17 protein-coding genes are annotated in these 14,974 nt (G+C 51.0%); 3 read left to right on the forward strand and 14 right to left on the reverse strand.

Annotated features, from left to right (window positions below):
- Window positions 1-23: 23 nt before the first annotated feature.
- The 5 genes from ACFOLF_RS17180 to ACFOLF_RS17200 all read right to left on the reverse strand — a co-directional run bounded on the left by ACFOLF_RS17180 (window position 24) and on the right by ACFOLF_RS17200 (window position 5,786).
- Entirely contained in the window at window positions 24-815 is a 792-nt protein-coding gene (locus ACFOLF_RS17180; RefSeq protein ID WP_210046844.1) for a response regulator transcription factor, read from the reverse strand.
- Complete coding sequence (locus ACFOLF_RS17185) at window positions 790-2,571, reverse strand: sensor histidine kinase (RefSeq protein WP_379113810.1); 1,782 nt, start codon at window positions 2,569-2,571, stop codon at window positions 790-792. Before ACFOLF_RS17185 ends, ACFOLF_RS17180 begins: the two co-directional genes overlap by 26 nt.
- Before the next feature lie 116 nt (window positions 2,572-2,687).
- On the reverse strand, window positions 2,688-3,032 hold the full coding sequence (locus ACFOLF_RS17190; RefSeq protein ID WP_379113812.1) for a GNAT family N-acetyltransferase: 345 nt from the start codon (window positions 3,030-3,032) through the stop codon (window positions 2,688-2,690).
- 116 nt (window positions 3,033-3,148) lie between these two features.
- Window positions 3,149-4,780, reverse strand: coding sequence for an AraC family transcriptional regulator (locus ACFOLF_RS17195; protein ID WP_210046846.1), 1,632 nt, complete (start codon window positions 4,778-4,780; stop codon window positions 3,149-3,151).
- Window positions 4,773-5,786 (reverse strand): ABC transporter substrate-binding protein, encoded by a 1,014-nt coding sequence (locus tag ACFOLF_RS17200; protein ID WP_210046847.1) that lies wholly within the window; start codon window positions 5,784-5,786, stop codon window positions 4,773-4,775. The genes ACFOLF_RS17195 and ACFOLF_RS17200 overlap by 8 nt, the downstream gene beginning before the upstream one ends.
- Before the next feature lie 422 nt (window positions 5,787-6,208).
- Between ACFOLF_RS17200 and ACFOLF_RS17205 the strand changes: the two genes are divergently transcribed.
- Entirely contained in the window at window positions 6,209-6,595 is a 387-nt protein-coding gene (locus ACFOLF_RS17205; protein ID WP_210046848.1) for a hypothetical protein, read from the forward strand.
- A 71-nt stretch (window positions 6,596-6,666) separates the two neighbouring features.
- Here the strand turns inward: ACFOLF_RS17205 and ACFOLF_RS17210 are convergent, their stop codons facing one another.
- The 9 genes from ACFOLF_RS17210 to modA form a co-directional block, all read right to left on the reverse strand.
- Window positions 6,667-7,134 carry a VOC family protein gene (locus tag ACFOLF_RS17210; RefSeq protein WP_210046849.1) on the reverse strand — a complete coding sequence of 156 codons (468 nt, stop codon included), beginning with the start codon at window positions 7,132-7,134 and terminating at the stop codon, window positions 6,667-6,669.
- Window positions 7,135-7,212: 78 nt separating this feature from the next.
- A complete protein-coding gene (locus tag ACFOLF_RS17215) occupies window positions 7,213-7,434 on the reverse strand; it encodes a hypothetical protein (RefSeq protein WP_379113808.1) in 222 nt (73 codons plus the stop codon).
- Window positions 7,431-7,853 (reverse strand): DUF2306 domain-containing protein, encoded by a 423-nt coding sequence (locus tag ACFOLF_RS17220; RefSeq protein ID WP_379113806.1) that lies wholly within the window; start codon window positions 7,851-7,853, stop codon window positions 7,431-7,433. Before ACFOLF_RS17220 ends, ACFOLF_RS17215 begins: the two co-directional genes overlap by 4 nt.
- Before the next feature lie 166 nt (window positions 7,854-8,019).
- Window positions 8,020-9,009, reverse strand: a complete 990-nt coding sequence (locus ACFOLF_RS17225; RefSeq protein WP_210046850.1) for a helix-turn-helix transcriptional regulator — start codon at window positions 9,007-9,009, stop codon at window positions 8,020-8,022.
- Window positions 9,010-9,141: 132 nt separating this feature from the next.
- Window positions 9,142-10,068: an MBL fold metallo-hydrolase gene (locus tag ACFOLF_RS17230; RefSeq protein WP_210046851.1), complete on the reverse strand. Its 927-nt coding sequence runs from the start codon at window positions 10,066-10,068 to the stop codon at window positions 9,142-9,144.
- Window positions 10,069-10,254: 186 nt separating this feature from the next.
- Complete coding sequence (locus ACFOLF_RS17235; protein ID WP_210046852.1) at window positions 10,255-10,932, reverse strand: HD domain-containing protein; 678 nt, start codon at window positions 10,930-10,932, stop codon at window positions 10,255-10,257.
- A 25-nt stretch (window positions 10,933-10,957) separates the two neighbouring features.
- Window positions 10,958-11,653: an RNA polymerase sigma factor gene (locus ACFOLF_RS17240; protein ID WP_210046853.1), complete on the reverse strand. Its 696-nt coding sequence runs from the start codon at window positions 11,651-11,653 to the stop codon at window positions 10,958-10,960.
- 225 nt (window positions 11,654-11,878) lie between these two features.
- The gene (modB, locus tag ACFOLF_RS17245; RefSeq protein ID WP_210046854.1) at window positions 11,879-12,544 is read right to left on the reverse strand and encodes a molybdate ABC transporter permease subunit; all 666 of its coding nucleotides are present in this window, start codon (window positions 12,542-12,544) and stop codon (window positions 11,879-11,881) included.
- A gap of 1 nt (window position 12,545) precedes the next feature.
- Window positions 12,546-13,349: a molybdate ABC transporter substrate-binding protein gene (gene modA / locus ACFOLF_RS17250; protein WP_379113804.1), complete on the reverse strand. Its 804-nt coding sequence runs from the start codon at window positions 13,347-13,349 to the stop codon at window positions 12,546-12,548.
- A 176-nt stretch (window positions 13,350-13,525) separates the two neighbouring features.
- Here modA and ACFOLF_RS17255 point away from each other — a divergent pair, with 176 nt between their 5' ends.
- Together ACFOLF_RS17255 and ACFOLF_RS17260 are read left to right on the forward strand one after the other, a co-directional pair.
- Entirely contained in the window at window positions 13,526-14,470 is a 945-nt protein-coding gene (locus ACFOLF_RS17255) for a substrate-binding domain-containing protein (RefSeq protein ID WP_210046856.1), read from the forward strand.
- Window positions 14,471-14,639: 169 nt separating this feature from the next.
- Complete coding sequence (locus tag ACFOLF_RS17260; protein ID WP_210046857.1) at window positions 14,640-14,960, forward strand: hypothetical protein; 321 nt, start codon at window positions 14,640-14,642, stop codon at window positions 14,958-14,960.
- Window positions 14,961-14,974: the final 14 nt, after the last annotated feature.

A 14,974-nucleotide genomic window follows, 5' to 3' on the forward strand; every position in this document is an offset into this window, starting at 1 on the left:
AGGGATTGGGACTAATACCACTATTATTGGATTCGATCCTCCTTGGAATCCATGATACCCTGGCGGAATTGACTGGGGCTCACAGCTTCGAGGGCACGGAAGACCTTCACGAAATATTTGGCCGTCTGGTAGCCGACCCGTTCGGCGATCTCAGCTATGGAGAGCCGCGTGTTCGCGAGCAGCTCCTTGGCCAGCTGCACTCTGCGTCTAGTCAGATACTCGCTGTACGTCAGCCCCGTCTGTTCCTTGAACAGGACGCTGAAGTAGCTGGCGTTCATATGCAGATGATCCGCCATTTCGCTCATCGTTACCGATTCCGGGAGATGCTCGTCCAGGTAACGGATCGCCTCGCGTACCTGTACGCTGTAGACCTTGTCCTGCTGCGCCGTTCCCATCAGCTTCGAATCGACCAGCTTCTCCATCCGCTGGATCCGATTCATATTTTCCTCGCGCGCAAGAGCCAGCTCCACCGCCTGAACCAGCTTTATTTTATCCAACGGTTTCAGCAAATACTCCACGACGCCAAACTGCAGCGCCTTATGCGCATAATCGAATTCCGGATGGCCGGAGATTAAGATGACGACCGGCGGGTGAGCCATACCGCTGATCCTCTCTACCAGATCAAGTCCCCCGAGCTCCGGCATCCGTATATCCGTTACGAGAAGGTTGGCATCGTTCTCCTGCAGCCAGGCCAGCGCTTCAACACCGCTTGATGCGGTCTCGATATGATGTCGGCCCAATGACCACGCTTTCAATGTTTTACAAACGCCTTCTCTCGTTCTTGGCTCATCATCCACGATCAATATCGTCTTCACGTCTAATATCCTCCCTGTATTCATTCGGTATCTCGAAGGAGACGGCAGTGCCTTGACCTTCCCCGCTCCGGATATCCAGTCCGCCTGCTTCCGATGCATATATAAGCTTGAGTCTCCGCTCTACATTAGCAATGCCTATCCCTTTGCCCTTGGTGGAGCTGCTGCGGCCTGCTTCCATGGAAGCATACAAGGAACGGAGTTTATCGGCATCCATGCCCGGGCCATCGTCGGTTACCGTTACCAGCGTATATCCAGGACGATTGGAGGGCTCGACGCGCAGGATAACGCTGCCCGGGCCTACCCGCTGCTCCACTCCGTGTAAAATTGCATTCTCGACGAGCGGCTGAATCAGCAGCTTCGGCAGGGGAACACTTCGGCTGGCGGCATCCGACTCGATCCGCCACGACAGCCTGTCGAGCATGCGCATCTTCATGATTTTCAAATACCGCTCGGCGTGATCCAGCTCATCCCCGATCGTCACCCATTCGTCATCGTCCGTCCGGTTGATCACATACCGGAATAATCCCGACATGTCGACGACAATTTGCGCCAGCTCCTCTTCTCCTTTTTCATCGAGGGCCCAATAGAAGGCTTCCAGGGTATTGAACAGAAAATGCGGATTAATCTGCGCCTGCAGCGCCTTGAGCTCGGTACGGCTCTGGATGATTTCCTTCTGATAAACGACATCAATCAATTCGTTGAGAAAAGCGACCATCTGGTTATACGTATTGTTAAGCTCGTTGATTTCCATCGTCGTGGACGTTATCGTACTCGGCTTGAGCGTCCCGAACCGGGCGCCGCGCATCACCTTGATCAGGTTCAGGATCGGGCGCGTAATCATGGTCGATAGAATAAAGGTGAAAACAAGAAACAGCAGGCCGCCAACAGCGCCGGATACGATAACAGCCGTACGGAGTACGGAGATGCCTTCTGTCGCATAATCGACCGGAGTCAGAATGACCAGCTTCCACCCTGTTGCCTCCGACAGCTTCTGAACGGCAATATAATCCTCGCCGCCCACTGTGATTGTCTCTCCCCCATGATTCAGCATCTCGCCCGCATCCGCCTCTTTGGTGAAATCGGAAAAGATTTGCTGCCCCGCCTCATCGAACAGCCCCATCGATTCGCGTGTTCCGCTCCCTGCAGCCGAGGCTCGATCCGTAAGCTGAAAATTGCTTTTCTCAATATAAACCATGATATATCCGGCGTGCGAGAACGAACGGTCGATCAGCCGGATGCTGCGGATCGCGATAACAACATCCGGATCCCGGGGATCAAGCCCAAACCAGACAAGGCGGCCTCTTCCATCGTCCACGCGGCGGATCCATTCATCCGGCACCCGGCTGTTCAAACTGACGTCGTCGAGCGGCAGCAGCCGCTGGTAATCGGTCGTATACAGCTCAAGCGAACGTATGCCGGTGGCATACGCCTCATACTTGCGCACTTCCTGCTGGAGCGATTGCCGCTCTTCGAAGCTGATCGGGTTCCCTTCGGTCTCCTGCGTCAGCAGCCGCTGGACCGATGCATTCGTCGCCACCTGCCCCGTGAGCGTGTCAATTTGCTGCAGCAGCACATCCAGCTTGCCCGTCGCCTGAACGGCGGTCTGTTGAATATGCTTCTCCGCACTGTTGCGCAGCAGGACCGAGACCTGATCATACATAAAAACCCCCACCGATGTCAGCACGATCACCATAACGAGCATGAAACCGAGGAAGATTTGATTGCGCAGCGTGTTTAAGCGTCCGAGGTTGATCAAATCCTGTACTCCCTTCCGTCATGTCGTTGTAGACACTACTATACATAATTGTATAAGAAAAAAGAAAGCCCCGTCTGTCTAACCGTCAGGTTAGATAAGCGGGACCGCATACAAAATTACTTTCTCCAAATTCCGCCAGGGCAGTGGATAAATCCGCCCTGCTTATAAAACTCGGCATGCTCGGGAGCATAGGTCACAGTTACAATCTCCAGTCTTCTATGCTCCGCTTCCTTCAATAAGCCGTTTACCAAGGCCACGCCAACCCCCTGCTTCCTGTGACCCGGGTGCACCATGATGTCCTCCATATAGCCATGCTGTAATCCCGTTCCACAAATATATCCAAAAGCAATAAGGGTATTTTCTGCGTCCCTCAATCCAGCCCAGAAATTACATTTTTCCAATAACGCCGGGAAATCTTGATCCCGTCTCTCCCAACCAACCAGCTCTCTCAGGTCGGGCACCTCGTGATCTTTGATCGGAGGGTTGATTAGTATCGTGTGCAATGGGTTCGCCTCTTTCCGGATTAGGTATGAAAATGTCTTTTAAAAACGATCAGAAAGGATTGCTGCCTGTTATTTTAGAAAGGCCCACTGTCAAACAACCCCGGCACCTCACCAATAAAACGGTCGTAATTATCCGCCGTATACTCGCTCCAAGGGACCTCGAACCACGGATAGCCGGAAATCAGGTGAACCCGGTTCTCTCGAACGGCTTTTAGATTTCTCCAGCCATCCCTCTGGGACAGCTTGCTCCATGCGGCTTGCGATACATCGTCCCCCTCAACATGAAGCAGAATCCGGTCCGCATGGAAAGCCTCCAGCTCATGCAATCCAATCGGCTTCTTCCATTCAAAATCAGCCACAGCTTGCGGCATGGCAAGCTGCAGATCATCATACAACACCGTTCCCGCCCTGCTTCCCCAAACATGCAGCTGGTCGCGGCTGATCAGGAGAACCAGTACGGTATCTCCGCTTACAACGGGCTTTAGCTGTTCCCGTACCGCAGCCGCTTTGCGGTTATATCGGTTCAGCCATTGGAGCGCTTCTTCCGTTCTTCCCAGAAATTCCGCTATGCGCAGCAGATGCTGACGCCAGTCTTCCTCCGAGGAAAGGAACAGGGCCGGCGCAATACGCCGAAGCTTCTCCTGCTCCTCCGGCGGAACAAGGCCGTCCATAGCGATAATAGAGTCCGGCTCCGCCTTGCGCAATGCCTCGCGGTTGAATTCATACTGATGGCTTAAGGGCACCTTTACTTCATATTTGTACCTGTTTCTGTAGTAATCCGTCCAGTATTGATCGAACGGCGCGGCGAAGGGAATGATCTGCAGCGCAAGCAGCTGTCCGAAATTGATCCAGCTGTAGGCGGCAATCCTGCATTTCTGGTTTCGCTGGTAGACAGCGGGGGCAATGCCGGTCTGCTTTTTGAACAGGCTGCTGAAATAGTTCTCATTCTTATAGCCGATCTGATAGGCTATGCTGCTTAGCGGGAGGGCAGCCGGTCCCTCCATAAGCTGTTTGGCTTCCATGAGCCGGAGATCCGTCCGGTATTCCATAACGCCTTTGCCATAGCGTTCCTTGAATAACCGCATAAAATGATACCGGCTCAGACCGGCGATACCCGCCAGCCTGTCTATGGTGATTTCACTCCGGTAATGCCGCTCCAGTTCCAGGCGGGCGCTCTCAAGCGCAAGGGCCACCTGCTGCTCCTGATAACCCAATACAAGGCTGAGAAGCTCGAGGAGACCCGCTTCACAGCGAAGCCTGGCCGAGGAAACCCCTTCGTTCCAGTTGGAACTTATCATGTCGAACAGCTGGATAACCAGTGAAGTCCGGCTTACCAGGGCTTCACCCAAAAAGGGAAAAGCAGCTTCCGGGTGCGGTACGGCCCCATCTTCCGGAAGCAGAACATGGATCTGAAAATAGAGCAGCAGCAGCCCCGATTCGCTGCCTGAATAGTTGGTCACTTCCACTAATTGGCCGGGCGAACAGACGAATACCGCTCCGGGGCGAAGGGGGCAGGGACGTCCATCGATGACCAATTGCCCGCTGCGGGCAGTGGAGAGAATGAGCAGATGTGACTTCGTCTCCACAAAATGACGCGCCTGCAGGGGAGACCGCAAGCTGCTCTTGACGATTCCAACATTCAGCAGCTTATAGCAAATGAGACCCGCAGCAGAATGCTGCAGGTCGATTTCGCGCTTGTTATTCATGAATATCCCGTAATACATCGTCAATCATCAAGCCGTTCGCAATCGGATTGGCATTGAACCAATGCCCAGAATCCGCCTCGAAGACGTTGCCTGCTTTGACCGCAGGCAATCCCTGCCACAATGGGTTGTCAACCGGCGGCTTGGCGCGTCCCTCGCCCGAAATCACGAAGATATAGTCGACCTCATTTAACTGTGCAAGTGTCTCAAGCGAGTAGGTTTCGTAGTCGCCCTTAAGCACCTGAGGCTGTTTGAAGCCCAGTGCCTCATAGAGTATCGAGCCTCCATAAAATTTGGGGCCGAACAGCTTGAAGCCTTTCTCGTCGCCCGCCTGCATGAGAATGGCCGTCTTGCTGCCAGGTATGCTTCCCAGCTGCTCCTTGGCTTCTTTAAGCTTCTGATCGTAGTCGGCAATCGCCTTCTCCGCCGCTTCGTCCTGATTAAGCAAAGCGCCGAGCTTCTGAAGATTTCCTCTCCAATCGGCCTCATTGTCGGACAGCACGAAGGTTGGCGCTATTTTGGCATACTGCTCGTAGGTGCCGTTGGCCAGATAGGTTGGAGCCAGAAAAATAATGAGATCCGGATTGTAAGAAAGCGTTTCTTCCGGCTTCAAGCCTCCCGCCATGTCCAGCACCGGTACATCCGCCAGCTTGTCCTGCAAATAATGCTGCGGAACGCCTGCTGCGCCCCATTGGGCAACGGGCTTTATGCCGAGGGCTGTTAGCGGATCTTCTATGAAAGGAGCAATAACGCGCTGCGGATGGGTCGGCACCTTCACTTCATGGCCCATGACATCCGTCAGCAGACGGAATGAGTCGGCATCGGCCGGGGCGCTTCCTTCCTTGTCCGCAGTATTTGCAGAATTTGCAGTATCTGCGGCGTTGGCAGGCTGCTCCGTATTTGCAGAGGCGGATGGCTCCGGATCGTTGACAGAGCTGCCGCATGCCGCCAGCATGCTGATGATTACAATCGTGATAGCAGTGTACATGAAACGGTTTATGACCTTCATTATTTTTCTAACTCCCTACTCATTTTAATTGATATTGATTATCATTCTCTCTATAAACAGTATAGTAGGATACGTCCCATTTGTGAATAACCGATAATGCTCTCTTTTTCAAAATGACCGCATAGTTGTGAAGCGCCTTGCATGGGCAAACGGACAAGAGTTGAGCAATGGCCCTGCATGGGCGGCCCGGCAGCGGAGAACTTCTGATTGGAAATGGAAATATTTAAGTACGGGAATAAACAAAGGGCTGGATCACCTTGCTGCAGGAGAAGCAAAACACATAACCTGATTTGATGTGGTATCAGCTGCAAAATCCTAGCCTTTATTTTCTGGTTTGTCGCATGTTACATACTTCAGGATCATATACATAAAATGTAATTATGCTAAAATATAGAAGTATTTATATTTGATGGGAGGCATGGATGATGAGTGAAGATCTAATTGTAAGAGCCGAGAATCCGGCAGAACAAGCCAAACTACTGCAAGATCAAGCAGCACCGTTGCAGGCATCCGAGAGTAACGTTTCCTATTCTGTTAATTTGGGGGTACATGAAGGAGATTTTATACTTAACTGGAGCGTAACGCCTCAAGTCTATGGAAGGTGGGACTGGGTTGGCGTTTTTGAGAACGCGGAGAATGCTCAAAACGATCCTTCTGGCACGTATAAATACGGCGGATGGCAGTGGGCTGATGCAGGCAGCCCTTATTCAACGAGCATCACCGCAAACGATGGCTGTGTAATTGCCTATATTGTATGGAACTATGGAACGAAATCCTACCAAGCGGTTGCCATATCTGCACCTTATTAATAACCGATTATAAACAAAAAAAAGGAAGATGCGTCCTTCGGGATCGCATTTTCCTTTTTTTGTTGCCCTTCTTATCTCGCATGCGAGAATAAATGCTGCTTCACTTTGTCAATTTCTTCGGGCTCCCGCTGCACGCTCACATTTTCATTGATATCAAATTTATTCCCATCCAGGTCGTAAAATACAAAGTTAATGCCGCAGCTGCCCCGGTCTTTGAGCTCGTCAACCTTCACGCCATTCGCCAGCAAATGATCATGCAGCACCTCGATCTGCCTGACCTCAAACGTTAAGCGGAACATTTCGTAGCCTGCTTTGTTGACAAATTGATTATCAATATTGCCTTTCGTTTCAACCAGATGCAGCCATTGTCCGTCAGAAAGCTTCATGATCGCTTGCGCTTCCTCAGGGTTGAAAGGAACGGCAAAATCCAACCCGAAATGCTGCTGCCACCAATGGGCAGATTTGATCGGGTCTTTGACAGGCACATACACCGAGCAGATGCACTTCAAGCCATTGCCTTGCAGCTTATTACTTGACATACCTAACACCCTTTCCTTATAGACTCACCTCTAATAAACGAGAATGCGAATGAAAACCAAACAGGGACGAAAATTATTTTATATTCCTGCTCTCTTGATTTTTCGCAGCACAACCCACTCTGTAATCACGACATTCAAGGCGATGCCGACCCAGATGTTCACGTTCAATACTTCCCCGACCATCCTTTCCCGGCCGCCCGGCAGGGAGAAATCATTCAACATATAGTAGGTCAGAAGAAGAAAGGGCACCAGCAGCCTGGCGCTAACAGCCACTAACGTGAACCCGAAGCTGCGTATCATCCATATGCATGCTCGTCGAATTTGTGTTGAACAGCGGTCCGGTAGCCTCTCCAGCATGTGAGCATCCACAGAATTGATAACACCAGGAAAGACACAGCTATGGTGAAATCCCCGACATAGAAGACCAATACCAGGGCAAGAAGCCTGCTTATCAAAACACTTCCGACGTAAACCCGGCCCGCATAGCGGTGCAGCTTGGGGCGGTGAAGCCGAATACGGTCCGCAAATTGAAGGTACCCTGCGATTAACGCTATACACGCAAAAGCAATATGAGCAACCAGCACCGGATACTGCACCGTCCCCGATGTGATGCTAATACGGCTGTTCGCAGGGTTCAGGGTCAAATAGGGAGTCATGAACGGGATCATAATTCCAAAAGAGACCAAAATCAAAATCCACCAGCTTTTCTTCTGTTTCACGAATTCAACTCCAGGCTTCATTCTGCTGACGTTCTTATTCTTATCTTAATCCCCCGCTCTCTGCAATCTGTAAACAAACTATAAACAAAGTATAAAATCCATAAAAAGAACCGGCTGAACCCGGCCTCCCTCAGCGCTCAAGTGAAAATCCCCCTGATACCGGCCTCTACTCTTCCGACGGTTCTTCCGGGCTGCCCATCACACTTCTCTGTCCGGAATCGCGATACAAAGCGGATATTTCCAGTGCTATCCTCCTGACCTCTGCGGCAATGTAAGCGGGTTCAAGAACGAGCACATCGGACTTGAAATGCAGCAAAAAACCGATCACCCACTTCTCATTCGGGAGTGTAGTCCGCACCATAATGGAATCATCCGGCAGCCTTTCCAGCTCACTCTCGTCAAAATGGTCCGCGACCGAAGCTATAGACTCGCCTGAGCATCTGAGTACAAGGTCGATTGTCTCCGTATACCCGGGCGCTTTCCATCGTTCATTCAGATTGGAAAGCGCCACATTCCTGCGTTGGAAAGAATCTTCCAATACGTACAGGTCCCGGATACGGGAAAGCTTGAATGTCCGATAATCCTCACGGTCCAAACAATAACCTTGCAGGTACCAATCATACCGCCGGAGCACCAGCCCTATCGGCTCAATGCGCCGCTTCGTATCCCCCCCTTGACCGTCGGTATACGCATAGCTGACCAGCTTATTGTCCTGAACAGCCTTGAGCAGAGCGTCATATTTGTTTCGTTCAGACTCACTGTTCTTCCAGGGAGTAAAGTCAATGTGTATGTGCTCGCGATCAGCCAGACGCCCTTGTTCCGCCTGCGAGACCAATGCGCCAACTTTCTGAAGCAGACGATCCATATTCAGGCGATCCATCGCTTGCGTCGACTGAAGACCGCGCAGAGCGGTGATCAAGGCAGTCAGTTCATCGTAAGTAAGCATTTGGCGGTCCAGCCGATAGCCTTCCATGATTTCAAAGCCGCCGTCCGTCCCCGTGTGCGATACAATCGGGATTCCGGAGAGACTCAATGACTCCATATCACGATAAATCGTACGCAAGGACACCTCCAGCCGTTCAGCCAGCTCCTGCGCCTGCACACGTTTGCGGTTTAATAGAAGCATCGTGATCGCCATAAGCCGTTCCAGCTTCATTGCAGCCCCTCCCAATCCCGAATATTCACCCTAAGCGGCGATTCGCCCATACTCCGGCACGGTGCCAGCCGCTCTCAGCACGAGGCAGCGGCAATTCGTGCAAGACACCGCCCCACGCCAAGCCGCGGCGGTTCAGTCGATCTCATTCATATGCTGGAGCAACCGTTCCATTGCCGGCTTCATCTGACTTGCTTCGAGTTGAATCTGGTCGCCGTGACGCGGCAAAACCCACTCGAACTCTTCTTTGGCCAGGCGCTCCATGGACTTCACCTGCTCAGGCCAGGAATACCAGCAGTATTCGCGGATGGCTCCAAGGGATTGTGTCCTTTTTTGCCAGAAGAGATGATCTCCCGTAAACAGGTATTTCCCTTTATATAACAGTAACATATGACCTTTGGTATGTCCCGGGACGATTAGAAACCGGAAATCCGGATGCCAATTTACCGGGGCGTTCCCTTTGATTAAATGCTCGGCTGCCTCCTGCTGTGAAGTCCTTGACTGTTTCCCGATCCTTGACTGTTCCTCGATATGAACAATACGCTCTGCTCCGAACTTTTTGGCATAAATAACGGCATCGGCATGCTCGGCGTCATCATAATGTGTGAGAAAGATCGTTCGCACCCCTCCCAGCTCTGAGAGTTTTTTGGCCAAGGCCGGAACAAAGCGGGGGGAATCAATCAGCCAGTTGCCATCCGGATGCTCAATGAAATAGCTGTGGCCCCCATAGGATTTGGCCGATGTAAAGCCGCAATCATATACATTCTCCGCTAGCAATAACGGAAAGTCCGTTAACGCTGTGGAGAGTCCTTCTTTCTCCCTGCTGCCTATGGCTGCTGTCGGGCAGGCCAACAATGCATGGAAAGCGCGGCGCTTATCCTCCTGCTGCTCAGGCTGCTGAATGACGACCGCATGACTGACTATTACGGAGAACATATCCGGCGCTAACTGACTGCAGACCTCGCAGCCAATGCAAGCTGAATTCACAAAGAAATTCTCTGCGGAGTTTGTTATTGACTGCTGATTTTCACTCGTATCTTGCATCTCCAACTTCCGATTCATTTCCATACCCCCTTTCATTACCAAAATTATATTTATTTTAGACCATCCTTGTTGACAACAGAGTGTCAACAAGGAAACTTTTATTTTTAACACCATTTATGAAAAAAAGAGCTGCAGCAAGCCGCCTTGCGGCAACCTGTCACAGCCCCTGAATACTATTATTACTTGCGGCGCCTGCATTCCCGCTTACACTTGTCCTTCCCACTCCTGATAAAACCGTTCTACATACTGCTCCATATAGCGATGCCGCTCCTCCGCGATCACTCTGGCCGAAGAGGTATTGATTCGGTCCTTGAGCTTAAGGAGCTTCTCATGAAAATGGTTAATGGCCGAGCTTTTATCCTGTCGGTACTCCCCGGTTGTCATTGCATCGCGCGGCGGCAGGTGCGGGTCATGAATCGGATGTCCCTTCCATCCCGCGTAGAGGAACGTTCTTCCGATTGCTATGGCCCCGATCGCGTCAAGACGATCCGCATCCTGCACCACTTTTCCTTCCAACGTACGCATGGGCGGGTTTGTCCCGGCATTGTAAGACATCGTGGAGATGATCTCCATCACATGCTCACGATCCACGGTTGATAGTGGTTGGGACTCCAGCCAATCGCTGACCTTCCGGAGTCCCGCTTCCTTGGACTCGTTGAGCTTCTCATCCGCAACATCATGCAGCAGTGCGGTCAACACACAGATAAAGCGGTCGGCCCCTTCCTCCCGCGCCAATCTTCCTGCCATATTGACAACCCGGTAGATATGCCACCAATCATGCCCCGTTGGATCGTTCTCCAGTGCCATTTTGGCAAATCGTTCCGCGGCCTCAATGACCTGCACCTGTTCTTGTTGATCGAAATTATAATCCGGACCTTTCATAATCAGCCTCCCCTTAATTATCTTATTATTCCGTCACCAAGAACCGGTTTCCATCAGAATCCTCAATATAGAAAGCAAGCTTGCCCTCTATCCAGCTTAATTTGCTGATTCTCACCCGCTGCCTGACAAGCCCCAGATACGATTTGCATATCGCTTCAGGATCTCTCCGTTTAAAGGCTTCTACAAGCGAGTCCAGATCCAGTAACCCTGCATGCGAATTCCGATCATGCGCTCCCGGCTTCATATCCATTTCCGCAAGCAGAGCCAGCTTCTTCAACTTTGTCCGTACACGCCCCAATGTCACTTGTATGGTTCCTTCTGTGGATGAAAGGAATTCTGCCGTTTCTTTGGCTGTAAAATCAAACACATCCATCAGTAAAAGAATGACCATAGCCCGTGGCGATATCCGGTCAGCCAGAGCCTCCAGCAGCTCCCTTGTGGATAGTTCTCCATCATGGACGGCTGTATCGATCAAAGCCGCGTCGGTTGTCTGCACGCGATGCCTATCCATTTTCATTTTATCTTTCCATGCGTTGTTGGCGATGCGATACAGATAGGCATTCGTTACCGTTCTTGGGGGGACCGCTTCCACCGCGTGAAATATCTTGATGAGAACCTCTTGCGATAAGTCCTCAGCCTCCCACTGATTTTGCGTAATCTTCAAACAATACCGATTTATTTTCTGCTTGATTTGAGTCAGGTCAAGGTCGGATATCGCCATATTTATCCTTTCACACGCAAAGTGGGAATCGTTTGGTTCCATTGTCTTCTGATTCAATATATCCCTCCAATAACTTCTACAAATAACTGGTATTTTCCTTGTCCGCATTCCGTATTGCAAGAATGCGGCTGCATCGGCTCGAAATGCAAAAAAGAGCGGCTGCATCCATCAAGACTGCAGCCGCTCCTCTATTTCGCCATAATAGCGCAATATGGCAACTATCATTTAATTCCTCTTCAAATTTGCGATCAATAACATGAAAAAAGAAGTAATTACAATCGAGATGACCCAATACCAGGCCAGCATCGTTTTGCCATTATCGACGGCCACATAGATGGCGGTAGGTACCGTTTGGGTTTTGCCCGGAATGTTTCCGGCAACCATGATCGTCGCTCCGAACTCCCCCAGCCCTCTCGCAAAACCCAGGATATAGCCTGACACCAGCGCTCTGGCCGATAAAGGCAGGGTTACCCAGAGGAGCACCTGCCACTCTCCCGCGCCGATGGATCGCGAGGCATCCTGCAGGTCTTTATCGATGGAGAGAAAGCCTGTCTTGATGGTCATATAGACCAATGGGAAGGAAATGACAATGGAAGCCAGAACGCCAGCCCACCAGGTAAATACCAGGGTATTGTCGAAAAGCCGCTCGAATAGTTCGCCAACCCAGCCTCTTCGGCCGATCACAATGAGCAGCACGAACCCGACAACCGTCGGGGGCAGCACCAGCGGCAGCAAAAACGCGGTTTCCACCAGCGTTTTGCCATAGAACCGCTTTATCGTCATCAACCATGCAGCAGCAGTCCCTAACAGAAACACCGCAATGCTGGATACGAATCCGATCTTCAATGACAATAGAACAGGCGATATAAAATCATGCCAGTTGATCGTCATATCAAGATGCTGCAGGGAGTTTAAATCCGTATTTCAGGAACACCGCTGTTGCGGCCTTCCCTTGAATATAACTGTAGAAATCCGCTGCTTCTTTGAGATGCTTGGTATCTTGAATGATGCCGGCAGGGTAAACAATCGGCTGATAGGCCTTCTGGGCGATCGTAAGCACGATCTTTACTTTTTTGGAGGTCAAAGCATCGGTCCGGTATACGAATCCCGCATCCGCGTTGCCCGTTTCTACATAAGTGAGCACCTGGCGGACATCCTTGGCCTGCACCAGCTTGGGTCCCAATTTATCGTAAATCTTCAAATATTGCAGCGTTTCCTGCGCGTATTGTCCAGCGGGAACCGTTTCAGGAATCCCAATGGCAACATGCTTGAATTCGCTTTTTGTCAATTCTGTGGAGGTTTGCTTCGCAAGCTTGATTTTGGTATTAACGGGCATGACCAGCACCAGATCATTGGATAGAATAGTGGTCTGATCGCCCGAATCGATGAGGCCTTTATCCACCAGCGACTTCATCTGCTTGGCGCCGGCAGAGATGAAAACATCGGCAGGCGCGCCTTGCTCGATTTGTTTCTGGAGCGTTCCGGATGCGCCAAAATTAAAGGACAGCTTGACCCCCGGATGCTCCTTCTCATATTGAGGCTGGATCGCAAGCAGACTATCCTGAAGGCTGGCCGCTGCAGAGATCACCAGTTCAGTCCGGGCTTCTTTAGCGAATGCACCCGCCGGAACCAGACTCATCACCATCATCAATACCAAACTAAAAACAATGAAATATTTCTTTTTCATCCGCTTCATCCCGCCTTATTCAACTTGATAGGTATAGGAAGAATATTAGCACAGATCTTTAGCTTTTTAAATATATCTAATAGGGTTTACATATAAATAGACATAAACAGACATAAATATTCACGGAAAAATGAAAACCTGCTATCATAGAATACATCAAGCTATACATTGAGGTGGACAGCCGAATGAACAATGATTCCTATACGACCGAGGAAATCGCCGCGCTTTTGAAAATTTCCAAGCTGACGGTCTACGATCTGATTAAAAAAGGAAAGCTCCCCTCCTATCGGGTCGGCAGACAGATGCGGGTGGATGCGGTGGATCTGGAGGCGTATAAAAAGAGGGAAAAAGGGGATTCATTCGCGCAATCAACAGTGTCAGCCGATCATGGATCCAGGAGTGGGGAGACCCAGTATGGGGGCGTAAAATCCATGATCATCACCGGCCAGGATGCAAGTCTGGATATTCTGGCCAAGCATTTTGAAAAAACGACCAAAGCCATTCGCCCCCTTCGCTCCTATGTAGGCAGCCTGGACAGCTTGATCGCCCTCTACCGGGGCGAGGTTGATCTGGTCAGCACCCATCTGCTTGACGGAGACACCGGGGAGTATAACATATCCTATATTCGCAAAATCCTTACCGGCCGCCCGCTGCTGGTCATCAATCTCGTCATGCGGTCCGCAGGCATTTATGTGCAAAAGGGAAATCCGAAAAATATAACGGCATGGGCGGATCTGAGAAAACGGGGTCTCTCCCTGGTTAATCGTGAGCCGGGATCCGGGGCGCGCATCCTGTTGGACGAGCAGCTCCGGCTTCATAATATCCTGCCTGGGGACCTGCAGGGCTATGAGACAGAGGAATCCAATCATATGGGCGTTGCCGGAAAAGTCGCTTTGGGTGAGGCCGATGTTGGCGTTGGAATCGAGAAAGCAGCCTATATGGTGGCAGGGGTTGACTTTATCCCGCTGATTACGGAAAAATATGATCTTGTGATGCTAAAACTGCCGCAAAACCTCGAATGGATCGAATATTTAAAACAAATCCTGCGGTCCGATTCCTTCAAGCATGAACTCAAATCCATCCAGGGCTACGACTTGTCCCGCACGGGTGAAGTGATTTTTGAAACCTGAACGGACGCAAGCGCCCTGCTGGAATTGTAAATGGGAAGCTCCACGTATTGACCATCTGCAATCTGCCCGATCATCCCCGCGTGATTGCCCTTGTTCGGGGCATCTGTAACGCCCGACTGGGCTCCTGCATAGAATACTCCATGTTCGAATGAATACGGAGGTCTTTGCCATGAGCTCGAAAACTACGGTTCAGCCCGAGCTGAGCCCGATCTATCAGTGTGATTCCAACCATCATGAGACGCTGCGGTCCATTAGAGACCATCTGCATCAGCTGTGCGGCCGCCACGCCAACCGGCTGGTCAGGATCGAGACCATGGACGGCGATGTCTTCGAGGGGCACATCGTTCATTGCGACAGGGGAATTGTCTACATCTGCCTGTTGAACGAGGTCCACAACCGCGGTTTCTTTCCCGTTCCCCCTAATCCTTATTACAACAGATTTGTGCTCCCTCTCGTTCTGTTTAACCTTCTCACCATCTCCCTGCTCTAAGGGTGCAGGGCAAC

Origin of the sequence: Paenibacillus sepulcri, from assembly GCF_042647105.1 — a bacterium.
Classification (GTDB): Bacteria; Bacillota; Bacilli; order Paenibacillales; family Paenibacillaceae; genus Paenibacillus_Z; species Paenibacillus_Z sepulcri.

Coding starts and splice junctions, on each gene's coding strand:
- ACFOLF_RS17255 (WP_210046856.1), top strand. CDS start 13,526: ATGAACAATGATTCCTATACGACCGAGGAAATCGCCGCGCTTTTGAAA.
- ACFOLF_RS17235 (WP_210046852.1), bottom strand. CDS start 10,932: ATGAAAGGTCCGGATTATAATTTCGATCAACAAGAACAGGTGCAGGTC.
- ACFOLF_RS17195 (WP_210046846.1), bottom strand. CDS start 4,780: ATGAATAACAAGCGCGAAATCGACCTGCAGCATTCTGCTGCGGGTCTC.
- ACFOLF_RS17215 (WP_379113808.1), bottom strand. CDS start 7,434: ATGATACGCAGCTTCGGGTTCACGTTAGTGGCTGTTAGCGCCAGGCTG.
- ACFOLF_RS17260 (WP_210046857.1), top strand. CDS start 14,640: ATGAGCTCGAAAACTACGGTTCAGCCCGAGCTGAGCCCGATCTATCAG.
- modB (WP_210046854.1), bottom strand. CDS start 12,544: ATGACGATCAACTGGCATGATTTTATATCGCCTGTTCTATTGTCATTG.
- ACFOLF_RS17205 (WP_210046848.1), top strand. CDS start 6,209: ATGATGAGTGAAGATCTAATTGTAAGAGCCGAGAATCCGGCAGAACAA.
- ACFOLF_RS17210 (WP_210046849.1), bottom strand. CDS start 7,134: ATGTCAAGTAATAAGCTGCAAGGCAATGGCTTGAAGTGCATCTGCTCG.
- ACFOLF_RS17230 (WP_210046851.1), bottom strand. CDS start 10,068: ATGAATCGGAAGTTGGAGATGCAAGATACGAGTGAAAATCAGCAGTCA.
- ACFOLF_RS17240 (WP_210046853.1), bottom strand. CDS start 11,653: ATGGCGATATCCGACCTTGACCTGACTCAAATCAAGCAGAAAATAAAT.
- ACFOLF_RS17200 (WP_210046847.1), bottom strand. CDS start 5,786: ATGAAGGTCATAAACCGTTTCATGTACACTGCTATCACGATTGTAATC.
- ACFOLF_RS17225 (WP_210046850.1), bottom strand. CDS start 9,009: ATGAAGCTGGAACGGCTTATGGCGATCACGATGCTTCTATTAAACCGC.
- modA (WP_379113804.1), bottom strand. CDS start 13,349: ATGAAGCGGATGAAAAAGAAATATTTCATTGTTTTTAGTTTGGTATTG.